Below are 16,971 nucleotides of genomic sequence, written 5' to 3'. Positions count from 1 at the left end.
CTTATAGCCTAGTCAAGTGACAGCGCCAAACCGCCTCGGTGCAGGTGACAAAAAGTGTCAGATAGTGCGGTTACAGGTTGTAGGAAACACCGCGAAAGCGTGATCGCGCCCAGCCTGCGCGGGTGCGGGCGCCTTGGCACGGGCTGTGCTGAGTCCTGTTCAGATCATGAGATTCCGACTCATGCATGGAGCGTGTCTATGAAAAAACAACAAGGTTTCACTCTGATCGAGCTGCTGATCGTCGTGGCGATCATCGGTATCCTGGCCACCATTGCGCTGCCGCAATACACCAAGTACCAGGCACGGTCCAAGGTGACGGCGGGGCTGGCGGAAATCAGCGCGCTGAAAGTGCCGTTCGAGGACACCATCAATCAAGGTACCGACCCGAACAGTACGCTGGTGACCGGTTCCGCAACTTATGTAACGACCAACTGCGGTACTGTCAGCGTGTCGGGTACGGCGAATACCGGGGCAGGCACCATCGTTTGCACCATCGCGAATGCACCGGCGCCTGTGCTGGGCAAAACCATTACGCTGACCCGTACCGGCGGCGCCACCGGTAACGTGGCCGGGGTCTGGAGCTGCGCTTCGACAGTCAACCCTGACTACGCCCCTAAAGGTTGCCCAGGCAGCGGTACTTGATTGCTTGATCCCTGCTCATCAAATGCCCCGCTTTGCGGGGCATTTTCTTTTGCGCGGTGCTTCACAAAAAGCTTCAATCTTTTCAGCGTGTTAGGAACTTTCCCAAAAGCCGCAAGTTGCATGTAGATAATTCAAAGGTCATGCAATTTGCATGATTTCGAGAATTTTTCATTTTGTTAACTCATTGATTTATAAGGATTTATTTTATTTTCGAAAGTTGGCACAGCGTTCGCAATATCTACGGTAACCCTGCTGACAAGACACGCAGCAGACTTTCCAGAAAAACAGGAGTTACTCGTATGAAGAAGTTCGCTATCACTGCCGCTGCTGCTACCGCGCTGACCCTGACCATGGCCACCGGCGCATTCGCACAATCCACCCAGGCGACCCAGGCTCCAATGACTCTGGCTGCCGGTGAAATGACCAAGGCGAAAGAAGCCACTTCCGACACCTGGATCACCACCAAAGTCAAAAGCGACCTGGTGACCGAAAAAGGCATTCCAGGCACTGACATCAAAGTAGAAACCAACAAAGGCGTCGTGTCTCTGTCCTCCACTGTTGCAGTGACAGAAGCACAGAAAAAAATGGCCGTAGACATCACCAAGAAAATCAAAGGCGTCAAAGCGGTCTCCGCTGACGGCCTGAAAGCCGAGTAAGGCAAGACTTCTCGCCTGGACCGGGAGAAGACGCGACAGGCGGGCCGAGCAATACGTCTGCCGCCCCTTTAGAGTTCATGCGAACGGCCACACGGAATGTGGCCATTACGGGCCCCGACATTCGTGTCGGGGCCTGTTCTATTTCAAGGGCTGGAAAAGTGGAGAGGAATCAGTCGCCGCGCTTGCTGTTGATCTGCCGCAGGCGATTGCCTTCGAAGCGCAGGTATTGATACATGCCGTTGCTTGGGCCGTAGGTCCATTCCTCGACCTGAAACTCTTCACGGCGATTGGCGCTGCGCTTGTAGCCCAGCACGTCGCGGCTGACCGGTTCACCGCATTTCTGCAGTACCTCGCTGGCGCGATCACCGAGGCTGACCAACTGGCTGCCACAGCGCAGGGTATCGGATGCCGAAGCCTGGCTGGCGACGAGCGCCAGCGCGATTGCGGCCAGCCATTGACTGTTCATCACTCGGCGTCCAAATGCATTTGCGTCACCACGCGACCGTCGCTTTCCGCTTCACCAAGATTGGCGTCGATGAAGTACACACGGTCGTCGGCCAACTGGCCCTTGTCCACCAGGTAATCCTTGATGCTGCTGGCACGGTCCTGGCCGAGCTGGCGCAACAGCACATCGCTGGAACTCCAGAACTTGATCACGTCGGCGCGCATTTTCGCCGTGCGTTCTTCCTTGCCCAGATCCTTCCATTCAGCCGGTGGCTGGGTTTTCAGACGGGTGCGGTAGATACCTTCAAGCAGCGGACCTTTTTCGTTGTCCGGTACCTGGATCAGCGAGGCCTGGGCCGGCACCTTGTCGCCACGACGCTGGAGCATCTTGTAGTAGTTGTACTGGTATTCGCGTTCCAGACGCTGCTCGGCAAGCAACGGGCCGTCGCTGCTTTGTGCGGCAGTGCCTTCGATTTCCAGACGCAGGGCCGGACGCTCTTTCAAGGCCTGGGACAATTTGACCAGCGCCGCTTCGGCATCCTTGTTCAGTTCACTGGAACCCGGTGCGAAGGAAACGGTGCCCAGATCTTCCGATCCGCCACCACTGACCAGACCGCCAATCAGCTTGAAAGGTGCGGCGGCGGCTTTGACGATCAGGTTGCGCAGGGTCTGCCAGACAATCGGCATCACGCTGAATTGCGGGTTGTTCAGGTCGCCGGTGACCGGCAGCTCGATGGAAATCTTGCCGTCCACGTCCTTGAGCAGCGCAATCGCCAGTTTCAGCGGCAGGCTCACGGCATCCGGGCTGTCGACCTTCTCGCCCAGTTGCAGTTGTTCGACCACCACTTTGTTCTCGGCCTTGAGCTGGCCCTTGGTGATCAGGTAATGCAGGTCGAGATTGAGCCGGCCCTTGCGGATCCGGTAACCGGCGAACTTGCCGGAGTAGGGGGTCAGGGTGGTCAGTTCGACCCGTTTGAAACTGGTGGCGATGTCGAGGCTGGCCATCGGGTCGAACGGGTTGACCGCGCCTTTGATGGTCACCGGCGCATAACGATCGACCTTGCCCTTGACGTCGACGCTGGCGGGTTTCGCCTGACGACTGTCGATGGTACCGATCTGGCCGTTGAGCTGCTGGATCGCCGTGGCGAAGTTCGGCGTCAGGCTGAAGTCGGCGAAGTTGGCCGAGCCGTCATTGATCACGATGCCGCCGATGTGAATGCCCAACGGTTTCGAGTTACTGGCGGGTTTGGCCGCCGCGGTTTTCGCCCCGGAGTCGGCAGGTTGCGGGATCAGCAAATCATCGATGTTGGTGGTGCGGTCATCGTTGATCATGAAGCGCGCATACGGCTGGAACAGGTTGATCCTGTCGATCGACAGGCTGTCGCCGTGTTGGTAATTCAGGCCTTCGACCACCACTTGCTGCCACTTGAGGAAGTCCCGGGTCTTCAGGGTGTCGAGGGTGTGCAATTGATCGACCTGAGCGCGACCGGTGACGCTGAGTGCCAGCGGCTCGGTACTTTTCAGGTTCACTTTCAGGTCGCTGCCGAGCATGCCGCTGCGCAGTTCCAGACGAATGAACGGGTTGATGTAGGACTGGGCGACGCGCAGGTCGATGTCCTGGGTCTTCACGTTGAGCTGGGCGGTGACCGGCGCCAGGTTGACCACGCCGTCGGCGTTGATCTTGCCTTGCTTGCCCAGGCCAGCGTCGAGTTTGACGTTGAAGGGCGAGCCGTTGAGGCTGTCGAAATTCTGCAGATCGACGTTCAGCGGCGTGACATCCAGCGTGACCTCGGGCTTCGCCGAGCGGTCCGCCAGGTGCACTTTGTAGTCACGCAGTTGCACGTCCTTGAGCAGCACTTGCCATGGCTTGCCCGGCGCGGCCGGTTCCGTTTTTGGCGAGTCGGCGGCGGCCGGAGTGCTTTTGGGCTCAGCCGCTGCTTTGGCGGCAGGTTTGGACGGCTGGCTGGCGAACAGTTTCTGCCAGTCCAGTTGCCCGTCCGCTTCGAGGGCGGCCCAGGTTTCGAGCTTCTGGCTGCGGATCTTGCCGACCACCACTTGTTGCTTGGCCAGGTCCACGGTGGTTTCGCTGACGTCGAGGCGGTCGAGTTTCGCCAGCGGACGTCCGTCCGGTGCCTTGATCGCAAACGGCGCAACGCTGACCGCCACGTTGCTCAACAGCAGTTCGGTTTCCTTGGACAGGTTGAGCTTGTAGTCGGTGCTCAGGCTGACCACGCCGTTTTCCAGCACCAGCGGCACCGCGTCGCGTACGTAGGGCCAGAACGCTTTCATCTGGCCGTCGGTGACTTTGAGCGTGCCTTCGGAGGCAATCGGGATCAGGCTGAAATTGCCTTTCCAGTCGATCTGCCCGCCAGCCGGGCCGATGGCGACCAGAGTCATGTCGGCGTTGTCTTCAGGCAGGGTGCTGAGGTTGTTCAGTTCGAAGTCGAGTTTGTCGTAGAGGAATTCGATCGGCTCGCTCGGGCGTGCATCCTCGAAATGCACGTTGCCGCCAGCCAGTTTGATCCGGTCGATACGCAGCGGAAACGGCTTGGCATTCGGATCGGCCGGCGTCGGTTCGCTGGCCGGCAGTTTGAACAGACCGAGCAGATTGAGTTTGCCGTCCTTGGCGAACAGGATTTCGGTCTTCGGTTTGTCCAGTTCGATGTCGGACAGGTGCAGGGCTTTTGTCCACAGGCTGTCGAGTTGCAGGTTGGCGTACAGGCGTTCGAAACCGACCTGTTCCTTGCCCGGCTCGCCGATGACCAGGCCCCACAGCGTGACTTCAAGGCTGAACGGATTGAGTTCGATACGCTGGATGTGCGCAGGCACCGTGGCGTAGTTGGCCAGTTGCTGGTTGGCCACGCGGAGCGCGATGCCCGGCAGAATCAGAAACCCCAGCAGGCTGTAGAGGGCCAGAGCAGTCAACAGGGCGCCAATCGCGCGAATCAATCCTTTGGGCATGTGCGGCTTCATCTGTCTGAATCGGAGTGCCTTGGAGTATGGCACGCGATTCCGGTTCCGAAGTACATCGCACGAGACAGGATTGTTCAGATTTGTCTGCAAAGTCTGTAGGAACTGCCGAAGACGGCTCCTGTCGGGGAAGATTTCAGAGCTGGAGAATCAGCGTCTTGAGCGGCGGTTGCCCGTCCAGTGAAGGGAAATCCCGGCCCGGGGTCATCACGCTCCATTCGCGCACCGGGCGCCCGGCTTTCTCGGCGCAACGCAGCACCTGTTCGCGCCAGTCGTCCATGCTGACTTTTGCCAGGTTGTTGCAGCAGATCAGCACGCCGTTTTCGGCGGTGGTCAGCAGGGCTGGCTTGAGCAGGCTCTGATAATCGCGCAGCAGGTCGACGGTGCCGAACGCACTTTTGGCCCACGCCGGTGGGTCGAGCAACACCAAATCGTATTGGCGTTGTTCGAGGCGTTGATAGCTCGGCAGTTTCTGCCCGCGACGCTGGCTGATCGGCAGACCGGCCAGCTGGCGGATCGCCGGGAAGTAGTCGGACTGGATGAATTCCATGGTTGGCAGCTGCGGATTGAGCAAACCGTTCTCACGGCCGACTGCCAGGTTGCCCTCGGCGAAATCCAGGTTGCACACCTCACGCGCACCGCCGGCGGCCGCACTGAGGCCGACGCCGCAGGTGTAGGCGAACAGGTTGAGCACGCTTTTGCCCTTGGCGTGATCCTTGACCCAGCCGCGGGTGTTGCGCAGGTCGAGGAACAGCAGCGGATCCTGGCCGGCGTGGCGTCCGCGCACGCGGTAGTTCAGGCCCCACTCGTGGCCGACCAGATCAACCAATGCTGCATCGTCGGCGCGGTAGACGCTGTCTTCGCGGTCGATGCGCGAGTTGCCACGGGAGCGGTCGTTGTAGACCAGCAAGGTTTGCAAGCCCAGCGTTTCGTTCACCGTGGCGTGCAGTTGCAGCAGGTCGGCGAGTTCCAGTGTCTGGTGGAAACTCTGCACCATCAGTTGCGGGCCGTAGCGGTCGACGGTCAGGCCGCCGGCGCCTTCCTGGCTGCCGTGGAACAGGCGATAGCAGTCGGTGCCCTGGAGGTGCAGCTCGGCGAGCAGATCCTGGCGTTGATCGAGGGCGGCGCGCAGCGCCTGATTCAGGGAAGACATGCTTGCGCCTTGCTGGAGGGAATCGGGGCGCGGGAGTTTAGCAGCTACTGAGCTTCATCTCAGCCCCATCCGCCGTTGGGCCCGTTGCACCGAACCATTGCGCATCGCCCAGCGCAGCATCGGTGCGCTGCGCTTGACGCTGGCGCGGATCAGCTGGCGTTGCAGCGGGTTCTGCCGGGCATCCAGCATGTCGCTGGCCCAGTCCGGCAGCAGATCGATACCGGCCTTCATCATCAGGTCGCCAAACGGCCGTGCCAGCACGCTGGGCGCCGGGGCATCGAGCAGCAGGCGCAAGACTTCGCGGCTACGATCGTCACACACCAGCTGCGGGCGCATGCGTTGCAGGTAATCGGCCACGGCCTGGCGCGACTTCGGCACATCGCGGGCACCCAGGCGTTCAGCGACCACGGCGATTTCCGCGTAGTAACGGTCCTGATCCTGCGGTGACAACTGCGGGTTGCGGTAACGCAAATGGGCGGCGAGAAAGTTGCTGACCTCGGCCACGTGCACCCAGGTCAGCAGATCCGGATCACTGGCCGCATAGGGCCGGCCATCCGGCGCGGTGCCAACCACTTGCAGGTGAATGGTGCGGACTTTCTCGATCAGCCATTCGGCGTCCCGTTTGGAGCCGAACGTAGTGCCGGAGACAAACTGGCTGGTTCGGCGCAGGCGACCGAGCATGTCCTGGCGGAAATTCGAGTGATCCCAGACGCCAGCCAGCGCCAGTGGGTGCAGGGCTTGCAGTAGCAAGGCACTGATGCCGCCGATCAACATGCTGCTGAAGTCGCCGTGCACTTGCCAACTGATCGAGTCCGGGCCGAACAGGCCGGGATCGCCCTTGGGGTTTTCCAGATCGAGCTGGCCGAGGGACAGACCGGTCAGGCTCATGAGCTGGTTTTCGATACGGCTGCGGATGAATTCCATGGCAACTCAGTGGTGAAGGGCGGCGCGGCCGGTTGACCGCGCCCGTGATTCTACTGGTTAAGGCGCTTGTCGATCAGCCCCTGCACCACGCTCGGGTCGGCCAGGGTCGAGGTATCGCCAAGACTGTCGAGCTCGTTGCAGGCGATCTTGCGCAGGATTCGCCGCATGATCTTGCCCGAGCGGGTTTTCGGCAGGGCCGGGGCCCACTGGATCAGGTCCGGTTTGGCGAAACTGCCGATCTCCTTGCTGACGTGGGCCAGCAATTCCTTCTTCAGTTCGTCGTTGGGTTCGGCGCCGTTCATGGGCGTGACGAAGGCGTAGATGCCCTGGCCTTTGACGTCGTGGGGGTAACCGACCACGGCGGCCTCGGCGATGCTGTCGTGCAGCACCAGCGCGCTTTCGACCTCGGCGGTGCCGATGCGATGGCCGGAGACATTGATCACGTCATCGATGCGCCCGGTGATCCAGTAGTCGCCATCCTCGTCGCGGCGGGCGCCGTCGCCGGTGAAGTAGTAGCCGGGGTAGGGTTTGAAGTAGGTGTCGACCATGCGCTGCGGATCGCCGTAGACGCTGCGGATCTGCGCCGGCCAGCTCGACTTGATCGCCAGCACGCCGCTGCCGGCGCCCTTGATTTCCTTGCCGTGTTCGTCGAGCAGCACCGGTTGCACGCCGAACATCGGTTGGGTGGCGCAGCCCGGTTTGATCCGCTGGGCGCTGACCAGCGGGCTGAGCATGATGCCGCCGGTCTCGGTCTGCCACCAGGTATCGACAATCGGACAGCGCTGTTCGCCGACCACGTTGAAATACCATTCCCACGCTTCCGGGTTGATCGGCTCACCGACGCTGCCGAGCAATCTGAGACTCTGTCGCGAAGTTTCCTGCAAGGGGCCGGCGCCTTCACGCATCAATGCGCGCAGGGCGGTCGGCGCGGTGTAGAAGATGTTGACCTTGTGTTTGTCGATCACCTGCCAGAACCGCGACGTGCTCGGATAGCTCGGTACGCCTTCGAAGATCAGCGTGGTCGCGCCGTTGGCCAGCGGGCCGTAGACGATGTAGCTGTGGCCGGTGACCCAGCCGACGTCGGCGGTGCACCAGAACACTTCGCCATCGCGGTAGTCGAGCACGTACTTGAAGGTCATCGCCGCTTGCAGCAGGTAACCGCCGGTGGTGTGCAGCACGCCCTTGGGTTTGCCGGTGCTGCCGGAGGTGTAGAGGATGAACAGCGGGTCTTCGGCGTCCATCGGTTCCGGCGGGCAATCGTCGCTGACATCGCGCACGGCCTGGTGATACCAGAGGTCACGGCCTTCGGCCCAGTCGACCTTGTTCTGGGTGTGTTCGACGACCACGACAGTGCTGACCTTGGGACAGCTTTGCAGGGCCTTGTCGACGTTCTGTTTCAGCGGCACGAACTTGCCACCGCGCACGCCTTCGTCGGCGGTGATCACGGTGCGGCAGTCGGCGTCGAGAATGCGGTCGCGCAACGAGTCCGGGGAGAAACCGCCAAACACCACCGAGTGAATCGCGCCGATCCGTGCGCAGGCGAGCATGGCGTAAGCCGCCTCGGGGATCATCGGCATGTAGATGCACACCCGGTCGCCCTTCTTCACGCCGCGGCTTTTCAGCACGTTGGCCAGGCGGCAGACGTGGTGATGGAGTTTGTTGTAGGTGATTTGCGTGGATTCGGCGGGATCATCGCCCTCCCAGACAATGGCGGTCTGGTCGCCGCGTTTCTCCAGGTGGCGATCGATGCAGTTGTAACTGACGTTCAGTTTCGCCCCGGCGAACCAGGAAGCCTCGCCGGTCTTCAGGTCATAGCGCTGGACGGTCTGCCACGGCGTGCTCCAGTCGAGGAAGCGGGTGGCCTGCTCGGCCCAGAAGGTGCTGGGGTGTTCAATGGATTCTCGGTACAGGCGATGGTAGTCGTCCTGACTCAACTGGGCTGCCCGGCGGACGGCATCGGCTTTGGGGAACGTGCTGATATCGAACATGACGGTTCCTTATTCTTGTTGTGCGACAAGGATAAAGATGCGCCGAGAGCGGGGAGGGTTCAATACCTGTAAACAAACACCCCCTCATGGCGAGGGGGTGTGTTCAGAGCTGAATCAGCCGCGGTGACGGCCGCGGAAGTAGTTGATCAGGCCTTGAGTGGACGCATCTTCGGCGGCGGTTTCTTCGCTGCCGACCAGGCGGTTGTAGACGCCCTTGCCCAGCTCTTTACCCAGTTCCACGCCCCACTGGTCGAAGGCGTTGATGCCCCAGACCACGCTTTGCACGAAGACTTTGTGTTCGTACATCGCCACCAGCGCGCCGAGACGACGCGGGCTGATGCGCTCGACCACCAGGGTGTTGCTCGGACGGTTGCCCGGGATCACCTTGTGCGGTGCCAGTTTCTGCACCTGTTCTTCGCTCATGCCTTTGTCGCGCAGTTCGGCTTCGGCTTCCGGCAGGGTCTTGCCGAGCATCAGCGCCTGGCTCTGGGACAGGCAGTTGGCGTACAGCCACTGATGGTGGTCGGACACCGGGTTGAAGCTGACGATCGGCACGATGAAGTCGGCCGGAATCAGCTGGGTGCCCTGGTGCAGCAACTGGTGGTAAGCGTGCTGGCCGTTGCAGCCGACGCCGCCCCAGATCACCGGGCCGGTATCGGTCGACACCGGAGTGCCGTCCTGACGCACGCTCTTGCCGTTGGATTCCATGTCCAGCTGTTGCAAGTGCTTGGTGATGTTACGCAGGTAGTGGTCGTACGGCAGGATCGCGTGGCTCTGCGCGCCCCAGAAGTTGCCGTACCACACGCCGAGCAGGGCCAGCAGCACCGGCATGTTCTGTTCGAACGGCGCGCTCTGGAAATGCTGGTCCATGGTGTAGGCACCGGACAGCAGTTCCTTGAAGTTGGACATGCCGATGGCCAGGGCAATCGGCAGACCGATGGCCGACCACAGCGAATAACGACCGCCGACCCAGTCCCACATCGGGAAGATGTTCTCTTCGCGGATACCGAAGGCCACGGCCGCCGCGTTGTTGCTCGATACGGCGATGAAGTGACGATACAGCTCGGCTTCCGAACCGCCCTGGGCCAGGTACCAGGCACGGGCGGCCTGGGCGTTTTTCAGGGTTTCGAGGGTGTTGAACGATTTCGACGACACGATGAACAGCGTGGTCTCGGCGCGCAGTTTTTGCGTCAGCTCGTGGAATTCGCTGCCGTCGATGTTCGCCAGGTAATGGCAACGCACGCCTTTCTGGGCGTAGGACAGCAGGGCTTCGGAGACCAGTTCCGGGCCGAGGAACGAACCACCGATACCGATGTTGACCACGTCAGTGATCGGCTTTTCGGTGTAACCGCGCCACAGGCCGTCATGGATCTTGCCGACCAGATCGGTGATCTGGTTCAACACCTTGTGTACTTCAGGCATCACGTTGACGCCATTGACCGACAGCTTGTCGCCCACCGGGCGACGCAGGGCGGTATGCAGCGCCGGGCGGCCTTCGGAGGAGTTGACGATTTCGCCGTCGAACAGCGCCTTGATCGCGCCCTTGAGATCGACTTCGTTGGCCAGACCCACCAGCAGGTTGCGGGTCTCGGCGTTGATCAGATTCTTCGAATAGTCGAGAAACAGTCCGCAGCTGCTGAGGGTGAACTGAGTGAAGCGCTGCGGATCGGCGTTGAAGGCTTCGCGCATGCTGAAATCCTGCATGGCTTGGCGGTGGTCTTTCAACGCCTGCCAGGCAGGCAGAGCGGTAACGTCATGAGGGGTGCGGTAGTACGCCATCGCTGCGGTTTTCCTTTTTACTTGAACGGCCTTTTGAACACTGAAAAGACCTCCCCGCCATGTTTGGGCGAGGGGGCAACTGCGTCGACACGATTACACGGGCGCAGGGCGAATACAGTAAACCCAGCGCCGCGATCTGTCTTGGCTTCTTCTGACCTGTTACCTGTACTTTTTTAACATCGATAACAGCAGACGCCGACAGACGGCGGGTAATGCGAGCAAGTCCCTGCTTTCGCGCGCAGTGGATCGGCGGGCAGTTTGCCCGATGGTCAGGTGCCCGGCAATACGATCTGGAAGGGGGATGAAAGACGAATGAGGGAGCGAACAGGCTCGCTCCCTCATTCTGTTGTTGCGGTGTTCAGGCGGGGGTATCGAGGTTCAGGTGCAGGTTGTCGATCAACCGGGTGGTGCCGAGGAACGCAGCAACCAGAATCACCAGGTCACGATCTTCCGCTGTGGCCGGACGCAGGGTCAGGGCGTGGCGGATTTCCAGGTAATCCGGGCGCAGGCCGGCGGCTTCCAGCTGTTGCCGCTGTGCCAGGATCAAGGCCGGGAAGTCGCGCTCGCCCTGCTTGATCGACTCGGCAATGTTGCTCAGGGCGCGGTAAACGACGGGCGCTACGGCGCGTTGTTCCTCGCTGAGGAAACCGTTGCGCGAGGACAGCGCCAGGCCATCGGCTGCACGTACGGTCGGCTCGCCGATGATCTGGATCGGCATGTTCAGGTCATGCACCAGCGCACGGATCACGGCCAGTTGCTGGTAGTCCTTCTGACCGAAGATCGCCAGATCCGGCTGGACCATGTTGAACAGTTTGCTGACCACGGTCGCCACACCTTCGAAGTGCCCCGGGCGGCTGGCACCGCACAGGCCTTCGGAAAGCTGTGGCACGCTGACCCGGGTCTGCCCGGCCATGCCGTCGGGGTACATTTCTTCGACGGTCGGGGCGAACAGCAGGGAGCAACCGGCTTCCAGCAGTTTTTCCTGATCCGCCGCCAGGGTGCGCGGGTATTTGTCGAGGTCTTCGCCGGCGCCGAACTGCAGCGGGTTGACGAAAATGCTCGCGACCACGAAGTCCACTCGCTGCTTGGCTTTAGTGATCAATGCGATGTGGCCGCTGTGCAGGTTGCCCATGGTCGGCACGAAGCCGATGCGCTTGCCTTCACTGCGGGCGCGCGCCACGGCAGCGCGCAGTTCACGTACGGTTTTGACGGTGTTCATGCAGAGAATCCGTGTTCGATCCCAGGGAAAGTGGCGGCTTTGACTTCGTTCACATAAGCCTTCAGTGCGGACTGGATGCTGTCCTGACCCTGCATGAAGTTCTTCACGAATTTCGGTACGCGGCCGCTGATCGACAGGCCGAGCATGTCGTGCAGCACCAGGACCTGACCGTCGGTGTCGGTGCCGGCGCCGATGCCGATCACCGGGATTTTCACCGCCTGGCTGATTTCGGCCGCCAGTTCGCTCGGCACGCATTCCAGCAGCAGCATCGCCGCGCCGGCCTGCTCCAGGGAGATCGCGTCGGCGCGCATCTGGCGTGCCTGGTTTTCGTTGCGACCCTGCACTTTATAGCCGCCGAGAATGTTCACGGCTTGCGGAGTCAGGCCCATGTGGGCGCAGACCGGTACGCCGCGCTCGGCCAGCAGACGGATCGATTCCGCCAGCCACAGCGCACCTTCGACCTTGACCATGTGCGCGCCGGCCTGCATCAGCATGGCGCTGTTGGTCATGGTTTGTTCGAGGGTGGCGTTGGCCATGAACGGCAGGTCGGCCAGGATCAGGGCGTCGGTGTTGCCGCGCTTGACGCAGGCAGTGTGGTAGGCCATTTCCGCAATGGTCACCGGCAGGGTGCTGTCGTGACCTTGCAGGACCATGCCGAGGGAGTCGCCCACCAGCAGCACTTCGACACCGGCCTCGTTGCAGGCGTGGGCGAAGGTCGCGTCATAGCAGGTCAGCATGGTGATCTTTTCACCTTTCTGCTTGAGGCTCTGGAGCGTGGTCAGGGTGATGGCTGGCATGTAAGAAATCCTCGTTCAGGCGCTTTGGAAACTACTGCGAGTAACGCGCGTGATTCGTCATCTATTCAGGCGCACGCTCTTTTGTCGTGCTTATAAGGCCTGGATTGCGCCCTTGTATGCCGGGTTGGCGGCAGCGGGACGCCTATAGTCGTGATGAGGCCTCAGGAAGTCAATTGCATGTGTTACCGCATTGTTACGACGGGAGTGTTACCGGCGTTACTGATGCGATTCAGCGGGCCGGCAGGCCTGATCTGCGGGTTTTTTGTCCTACAAAAACGCAAAATACGGGAGCAGGTCTGCTCCCGCATCGGCGGTTTGGGTCAGGCGTGGGAGAGGCGTTCGAGGCCGACGAACGGGCAGGCTGCGAGCAGATCGGCAAGGGTGCGGCCGTCGGCCAGGCGCAGATCTTCGGGGGCCAGTTCGGCCAGGGGGTAAAGAACGAACGCACGTTCCTGCATGTGGTAATGCGGGACTTTCAGGCGCGGTTCATCGATCAGACGGTCACCGAACAGCAGGATGTCCAGGTCCAGCGTGCGCGGGCCCCAGCGTTCCAGGCGTTCGCGACCCTGGCCGTTTTCGATGGATTGCAGGGCATCGAGCAGTTCCAGCGGGGCGAGTGTGCTGTCGAGCGCCGCAACCGCGTTGGTGTAACGCGGCTGACCCGGCAGCAGGGAGTCGCTCTGGTAAAAGGCAGAGACACCGACCAGTGCTGTACTCGGCAGTTGCGTCAATGAGTCGACCGCGCTGCGCAGTTGTTCGGCCGGGTCAGCCAGGTTGCTGCCCATGCCGATGTAGATGCGTTCCATGCCCTATTCGCCCGTAGCGCTCGGTGCACCGGCGCGTTTGCGCTTGGAACCGCTGCTGCGGCGACGCTTGCGCGGAGCACCGCTGGCGCCGTCTTCCTTGCCGCTGAGATCGCGGATCATGTCGCGGCGTTCGCTGTCGTTGGCATCCTGATAATCGGTCCACCATTCGCCCAGGCCATCGGTCTGCTCGCCGGCGCTTTCACGCAGCAGCAGGAAGTCGTAGCCGGCGCGGAAGCGCGGATTGTCCAGCAACAGGTCGGCGCGTTTGCCGCTGCGGCGTGGCAGGCGTTCCTGCATGTCCCAGATCTCGCGGATCGGCATGGTGAAACGTTTTGGAATCGCAATGCGCTGGCACTGCTCGGCAATCAGCTCGTGGGCGGCTTCCTGCATCGCCGGAATCGGCGGCATGCCACGTTCCTGCAGGCGCAATACGCGGGCTGGCAGGGCTGGCCACAACAGGGCGGCAAACAGGAACGCCGGGGTCACCGGTTTGTTCTGCTTGATCCGCAGGTCGGTGTTGGTCAGTGCTTCGCTGATCAGTGTGTGGGTGTATTCCGGGTTGTATTCCAGCGCATCGGCGCTGGCCGGGAACAACGGCGCGAACAGTTGCAGGTCGACCAGCATCTCGAAGGTGATGGCGCCATGGCCGGAGAGGAACAGCTTGAGCACTTCCTCGAACAACCGAGCCGACGGAATTTCGCGCAGCATCGGTGCCAGGTCGCGGATCGGCTGGACGGTGTGCTTTTCGATGCCGAAGTTGAGCTTGGCGGCGAAACGCACGGCCCGCAGCATCCGTACCGGGTCTTCCTGGTAGCGCTGTTTCGGGTCGCCGATCAGGCGGATCAGATGATTGCGGATGTCGTGCACGCCGTTGGCGTAATCGAGGATGCGCTCGCTGACCGGATCGTAATACAGGGCGTTGATGGTGAAGTCGCGACGTTGCGCGTCTTCTTCCAGGGTGCCGTAAACGTTGTCGCGCAGAATGCGCCCGCTCTCGTTGCGCGAAGACTGATTGCTGTCTTCGTCGTCTTCATTTTGCGGGTGGTTGGCGCGGAAGGTCGCGACCTCGATGATTTCGCGACCGAAATGGATGTGCACCAGCTTGAAGCGGCGGCCGATGATCCGCGCATTGCGGAATTCGGCGCGAACCTGCTCGGGAGTGGCGCTGGTGGCGACGTCGAAGTCTTTGGGTGTGATGCCCAAAAGCATGTCTCGCACGCAGCCACCAACCAGGTAGGCCTGGTAGCCGGCGCCCTGCAGACGTTCGACGATGTTGACCGCGTATCGGCTGAATTGCGCCTTTTGCAGCGAATGTTGGCCGCTGTTGAGGACTTCAGGCGTGCTACGGATGTGTTGCGTACGACGCAGGGGAGTTCGGAATGACTGGAACAGCTTCTTCAGCATGGGATGCACTGTTTGAAGGAATGTTCGGCCATACCAGAGAATGACCGCATGATGGGCGGGGATTCTAGCATTTAGTCGAGGGATGGTGTAGGACGCTGCCGATTTGCGCTGCAGGCCGCAGGCTAGAGGGGTGAAGATGCGTCAGGAGGGGAGATTTTCCCGGGAGGGAGAAACTACAAGGGGAGCCGAAGCTCCCCAAGAAGTAGTTGCGTGCTCTTTTTATTATTGATTCGGGCTTCTTGTTTTTGTTGAGTGCCCTCGCCATGAAGCTTTTCCTTCATGACCCTCCCAATCGGGAGCCAAGAGCAAACGGATTGCTTTGGTCGCTGAATTGCAGTGATCTCTCGATCCAACCAGTACAGGCTCTGTCTTAGGACAGTTTTTGTTGTTCTCGGCCTGGTCGTGGGGCAAGCCCCAAATACAACGCCTCTCCAAAAGAATCAGTTAGCTGCGCCTCTCGCCGTCTTGTTTTTATTGTGCGTGAGTCGATTCGTCTTATTTTTATTGTCTTGTGCATTGCTTGTTATTGTTCTTGTACCAAACATATAGCAGGGGCCGTGCCAACTTTTGCGAACCCCAATAAAACAAGGGGTTAGGTCGATATAACCGTTTTCGCAGGGCGAAAAAAAGCCGGGGTTTCGTTACCGATAACCCCGGCTTCTGTTACGTGAAAAGACTGAGGTAACAGTTTTTTCACACATTCAACGGTTACCCGCACACTCGACAGGTAACGTTCAGCTCTCGCTGGCGACCCCGGTCTTGCGCCGTGGAATGCCCAGGCGCTGGCGGCGTTCCCACAGGCATTTGCGGCTGACGCCCAGTTTGCGCGCCAGTTCGGTCTCGGTCATGTGGTCCTGGTGCTCGAGTACGAAATGCTGGAAGTAGTCTTCCAGCGACAGGTCTTCGGTCGGCTCGTGGCTGCTGTTGCTGGCGTTACCGGCCGGTTGCGCCGGCAGGCCGATGAACTCGTCGTCCTCCAGATCCCCCAGCTCGATGTCGATGCCCAGCAGGTCGGCAGAGATTTCCGGGCTTTCGCTCAGGATGACGGCGCGCTCGACGGCGTTTTCCAGCTCCCGCACGTTACCCGGCCACGAATAGTGCCGGATCGCCTGTTCGGCATCGGCGGCAAACTTCAGGTCGGTGCGGTTGATGCGTGCGCTCTGGCGGGCGAGGAACGCATTGGCGATTTCGTTGACGTCGGCGCCACGCTCGCGTAGGGCCGGCAGTTTCAGCGCGATCACATGGAGGCGGTAATACAGGTCTTCACGGAACTGGCCGATTTTCGCCAAGCTCTTGAGGTCACGGTGGGTCGCGGCGATCAACCGGACATCGACTTTCTGCGACTGCACCGAGCCGACCCGGCGAATTTCGCCTTCCTGCAATACACGCAACAGGCGAGCCTGGGCTTCCAGAGGCAGTTCGCCGATCTCGTCAAGGAACAGCGTGCCGCCGTCCGCCGCTTCCACCAGACCGGCACGACCGGCGCTGGCACCGGTGAATGCACCTTTCTCGTGACCGAACAGCTCGGACTCGATCAGGCTTTCCGGAATGGCCGCGCAGTTCACCGAGATCATCGGTGCCTTGGCGCGTTTCGACAGATTGTGCAGGGCGCGGGCCACCAGCTCTTTACCGGTGCCGGACTCGCCCTGGATCAGGACATTGGAATCCGTCGGGGCGACTTTGCGGATCTTGCCGTAAAGGTCCTGCATCGGTGGGCAGGAGCCGATGATGCCGATCTCGCCGTTGCTGTTGTCTGTGGCGGATTTGCCATTGCCGTTGGCAGTTTTGCCGGTAACGACTTCACCGACAGCCGGCGCCGACTGGCGATCACGCAGGATCCGGGCGACAGCCTGAAGCATTTCATCGTGGTCGAACGGCTTGGCGATGTAATCCACCGCGCCCATCTTCATCGAGTCGACCGCCGAACGCAGGCTGGCGTAGCTGGTCATGATCAGCACCGGCGTGCCCTGGCCGAGCTTGATCAGCTCGGTGCCCGGAGCACCCGGCAGACGCAGGTCGCTGACGATCAGATCGAATGTGGGAATACTGAAGCGTTCTTGTGCTTCCTGCACTGAACCGGCTTCGCTGACCTGGTACTGGTTGCGTTCCAGCAGGCGGCGCAAGGCGGAGCGGATAATGGTTTCGTCTTCGACGATCAAAATGTGCGGCATTGATTCGATACTCTCGAC

General features: G+C 60.9%; 13 protein-coding genes. 2 read left to right on the top strand and 11 right to left on the bottom strand.

The genetic code is table 11. The features are described 5' to 3' along the window. Positions 1 to 198: 198 nt before the first annotated feature. Positions 199 to 642: a pilin gene (locus DLD99_RS24530; RefSeq protein ID WP_114885593.1), complete on the top strand. Its 444-nt coding sequence runs from the start codon at positions 199 to 201 to the stop codon at positions 640 to 642. 299 nt (positions 643 to 941) lie between these two features. Next, the gene (locus tag DLD99_RS24525) at positions 942 to 1,298 is read left to right on the top strand and encodes a BON domain-containing protein (RefSeq protein ID WP_065261581.1); all 357 of its coding nucleotides are present in this window, start codon (positions 942 to 944) and stop codon (positions 1,296 to 1,298) included. 169 nt (positions 1,299 to 1,467) lie between these two features. Here the strand turns inward: DLD99_RS24525 and DLD99_RS24520 are convergent, their stop codons facing one another. From DLD99_RS24520 to DLD99_RS24465, 11 genes are all read right to left on the bottom strand, one after another. Continuing rightward, a complete protein-coding gene (locus DLD99_RS24520) occupies positions 1,468 to 1,764 on the bottom strand; it encodes a DUF2845 domain-containing protein (RefSeq protein ID WP_114885591.1) in 297 nt (98 codons plus the stop codon). Continuing rightward, positions 1,764 to 4,715, bottom strand: a complete 2,952-nt coding sequence (locus DLD99_RS24515) for a DUF748 domain-containing protein (RefSeq protein WP_114885589.1) — start codon at positions 4,713 to 4,715, stop codon at positions 1,764 to 1,766. Before DLD99_RS24515 ends, DLD99_RS24520 begins: the two co-directional genes overlap by 1 nt. 133 nt (positions 4,716 to 4,848) lie before the next feature. Next, entirely contained in the window at positions 4,849 to 5,865 is a 1,017-nt protein-coding gene (locus DLD99_RS24510) for a class I SAM-dependent rRNA methyltransferase (protein WP_114885587.1), read from the bottom strand. 54 nt (positions 5,866 to 5,919) lie between these two features. Beyond that, the gene (locus tag DLD99_RS24505; RefSeq protein WP_114885585.1) at positions 5,920 to 6,789 is read right to left on the bottom strand and encodes an oxygenase MpaB family protein; all 870 of its coding nucleotides are present in this window, start codon (positions 6,787 to 6,789) and stop codon (positions 5,920 to 5,922) included. A gap of 50 nt (positions 6,790 to 6,839) precedes the next feature. After that, the gene (gene acs / locus DLD99_RS24500; RefSeq protein ID WP_114885583.1) at positions 6,840 to 8,777 is read right to left on the bottom strand and encodes an acetate--CoA ligase; all 1,938 of its coding nucleotides are present in this window, start codon (positions 8,775 to 8,777) and stop codon (positions 6,840 to 6,842) included. A gap of 114 nt (positions 8,778 to 8,891) precedes the next feature. Continuing rightward, positions 8,892 to 10,556, bottom strand: coding sequence for a glucose-6-phosphate isomerase (gene pgi / locus DLD99_RS24495; RefSeq protein WP_085712156.1), 1,665 nt, complete (start codon positions 10,554 to 10,556; stop codon positions 8,892 to 8,894). A gap of 358 nt (positions 10,557 to 10,914) precedes the next feature. Continuing rightward, a complete protein-coding gene (gene panC / locus DLD99_RS24490) occupies positions 10,915 to 11,775 on the bottom strand; it encodes a pantoate--beta-alanine ligase (RefSeq protein ID WP_114885581.1) in 861 nt (286 codons plus the stop codon). Further along, complete coding sequence (gene panB, locus DLD99_RS24485) at positions 11,772 to 12,572, bottom strand: 3-methyl-2-oxobutanoate hydroxymethyltransferase (RefSeq protein WP_114885579.1); 801 nt, start codon at positions 12,570 to 12,572, stop codon at positions 11,772 to 11,774. Before panB ends, panC begins: the two co-directional genes overlap by 4 nt. A gap of 320 nt (positions 12,573 to 12,892) precedes the next feature. After that, entirely contained in the window at positions 12,893 to 13,378 is a 486-nt protein-coding gene (gene folK / locus DLD99_RS24480) for a 2-amino-4-hydroxy-6-hydroxymethyldihydropteridine diphosphokinase (RefSeq protein WP_114885577.1), read from the bottom strand. Positions 13,379 to 13,381: 3 nt separating this feature from the next. Further along, entirely contained in the window at positions 13,382 to 14,782 is a 1,401-nt protein-coding gene (locus tag DLD99_RS24475) for a polynucleotide adenylyltransferase PcnB (protein WP_085712152.1), read from the bottom strand. Between the two features lie 734 nt (positions 14,783 to 15,516). After that, complete coding sequence (locus tag DLD99_RS24465; protein WP_114885573.1) at positions 15,517 to 16,953, bottom strand: sigma-54-dependent transcriptional regulator; 1,437 nt, start codon at positions 16,951 to 16,953, stop codon at positions 15,517 to 15,519. Positions 16,954 to 16,971 lie beyond the last annotated feature (18 nt).

This window comes from Pseudomonas kribbensis (assembly GCF_003352185.1).
Classification (GTDB): Bacteria; Pseudomonadota; Gammaproteobacteria; order Pseudomonadales; family Pseudomonadaceae; genus Aquipseudomonas; species Aquipseudomonas kribbensis.
This window is presented reverse-complemented; position numbering and strand designations above follow the sequence as displayed.